Source organism: Actinosynnema sp., assembly GCF_052038725.1.
Genome location: NZ_JBQGCX010000735.1, coordinates 1 through 2,526 on the forward strand (window position 1 = coordinate 1; position 2,526 = coordinate 2,526).

Below are 2,526 nucleotides of genomic sequence, written 5' to 3' on the forward strand. Positions count from 1 at the left end.
ACGCCCGCGTCGAGGTGCAGTGGAACCCCGGCGACTACGACTCCAAGATCGCCACCGCGCTCCAGGGCGGCCGGGTGCCCGACGTGTTCGAGGCGCAGGTCAAGGTCGACTGGGTCCGGCAGCAGCGGGTCGTCCCGCTCGACGACCTCCTCGGCGACCAGCGGCCCGACTTCGTCAAGGCCCTCCTGGACGCGCAGACCGTCGACGGCCGCCTCTACGGCATCCCCCAGGCCGTCGACACCCAGGTCCTGTTCTACCGCCCCAGCCTCCTGCGCGAGGCGGACGTCACCCCGCCCACCACCGTGGACGAGCTGGTCGACGCCACCCGCCGCCTCTCCGGCAACACCGCGCGCGGCCTGTTCGCGGGCAACGACGGCGGCGTCGCCGTGCTCACCGCGCCGCTGCTGTGGTCCGCAGGCCTTGACCTGCTCAGCCGGGACGGCAAGTCGCCCGGCTTCGACGACCCGCGCGCCGCCACCGCCATCGGCAAGCTCCGCGAGCTGCACGCCACCGGCGGCCTGCTGCTCGGCGCCCCCGCCGACTGGGCCGACCCCGGCGCGTTCACCGAGGGCCTGACCGCCATGCAGTGGACCGGCCTGTGGAACCTGCCCAAGATCGTCGAGGCGCACGGCGACGACGTCGGCGTCCTGCCCTTCCCGCGCCTGGACGCCGACGGCGCCGAGTCCGTGCCCGTGGGCGCCTACAGCGCGGTGGTCAACGCCCGCGCCGCCGACGTCGACCGCGCCAAGGACTACGTGCGCTGGCTGTGGGTCGAGCGGACCGACCACCAGGCCGAGTTCGCCACCGCCTTCGGCGCGCACCTGCCCGCCCGCGCCAGCCTGCGCGCCGCCGCCGACCGGCTCAGCGGCGGGCTCGGCGCGGACGTCGCCCGGCTCGTCGCCGACGTCGGCCGCGTCGCCAACCCGGCCCGCTGGAGCGCCGCCGCGAACACCGCCCTGTCCGACGCCGTCTCCCGCGTCGCCCGCGAGGGCGCCGACCCCGCCGAGGAGTTGCGCGCCGCCGTCGCCACGGCCCGCGACGAGCTCACCAGGCTGGACCGGTGACCCGCAGCCGCCCGCTCGCGTTCTGGCTGTTCGTCGGCCCGTTCGCGGCCGGGCTGCTGCTGTTCACCGGCCTGCCGATCGCCTGGAGCGGCTACCTCAGCCTGTTCGACGCCAGGGGCACGGTCACCCCCACCCGCTTCACCGGCCTGGACAACTACGCCGCGATCCTCACCGACCGCGCGTTCCTGGACAGCGTCGGCACGTTCACCGCCTTCGCCGCCCTCGTCGTCCCCGCCACCACGGTCCTCGCGCTGGGCCTGGCCCTGCTGCTCAACGGGATCACCGTCGCCCGCGCGTTCTTCCGCTCGGTGTTCTTCCTGCCGTTCGCCTGCTCCTACGTGGTCGCCGCGCTCATCTGGCGCTCCGCCCTGTTCCCCGGCACCGCCGACGGCGCGGCCAACACCGCGCTCGGCTGGTTCGGCGCCGACCCGCTCGCCTGGATCGGGACGGTCGACCCGCCGCTGTACTGGCCGGTGCTGGTCAGCGCCCGGCTGTGGCTGCAACTGGGCTTCTACGCGATCCTGCTCATCGCCGCGCTCCAGCGCATCCCCGAGCACCTCTACGAGGCGGCCTGGGTGGACGGCGCGTCCCCGCGCTGGCAGAGCTTCCGGCACGTCACGCTGCCCGGCCTGCGCGGCGCGCTCGCGGCCGTGCTCACCCTGAACCTGATCAACGCCTACCAGGCGTTCGACGAGTTCTACAACATCCTCGGCGACTCGCGCGGCTACCCGCCGTTCGCCCGCCCGCCGCTGGTGTACCTGTACTACACCTCGCTCGGCTCTGGTGGGCAGGACCTGGGGCGGGGGAGCGCGGGCGCGGTCGTGCTCGCGCTGGTGATCGCCCTGGTGACGCTGCTGTCCGGGCGGGCGCTGCGGGGCGTCCGGCGGGAGCGGGCCCGGTGAGGCCGGTCGGGCGCCGCCGCACCGCGTCGGGCCGGATCGGCGCGCTCGCCCGCTGGACCGTCCTGCTGCTGGCCTCGGCGCTGTTCCTGCTCCCGTTCGCCCTGCTGCTGCGCGACGGCGTCGGCGCCGGCTGGGCCACCGTCCGGCAGGTCTTCACCACCACCGACGTCCCGTTCGCCCGCAGCCTGCTCAACTCCACCACCGTCGCCGTGCTCCAGACCGCGGGCCAGCTGCTCGTCTGCTCGCTGGCGGGCTACGGCCTGGCCCGCGTCCCCTACCGGCACGCGAACCGCGTCCTCGCCGCCGTCGTCGCCACCCTGATGGTCCCCACCGCCGTCACGTTCCTGCCGACCTTCGTGGTCGTCTCCAGCCTCGGCTGGGTCTCCGACCTGCGCGGACTGGTGGTGCCCGGCGTGTTCAGCGCCCTCAACGCCTTCCTGTTCCGGCTGTGCTTCCTGGACTTCCCCGCCGAGCTGGAGGAGGCGGGCACGCTCGACGGCCTGTCGCGCTGGGGCGTGTTCTGGCGCATCGTGGTCCCGAACCGGCTGGGCTTCTTCGCC

General features: G+C 74.6%; 3 protein-coding genes. All 3 read left to right on the top strand.

All coding sequences use genetic code 11. From position 1 onward, the window contains the following. The coding region (locus ACTUAL_RS15215; protein WP_440900714.1) for an extracellular solute-binding protein at window positions 1-1,064 on the top strand (1,064 nt) is incomplete at its 5' end. Further along, complete coding sequence (locus ACTUAL_RS15220; RefSeq protein ID WP_440900715.1) at window positions 1,061-1,966, top strand: carbohydrate ABC transporter permease; 906 nt, start codon at window positions 1,061-1,063, stop codon at window positions 1,964-1,966. The genes ACTUAL_RS15215 and ACTUAL_RS15220, both read left to right, overlap by 4 nt. Further along, window positions 1,963-2,526, top strand: a 564-nt coding sequence (locus ACTUAL_RS15225; protein ID WP_440900716.1) for a carbohydrate ABC transporter permease, incomplete at its 3' end; no start/stop codon positions are given. The genes ACTUAL_RS15220 and ACTUAL_RS15225, both read left to right, overlap by 4 nt.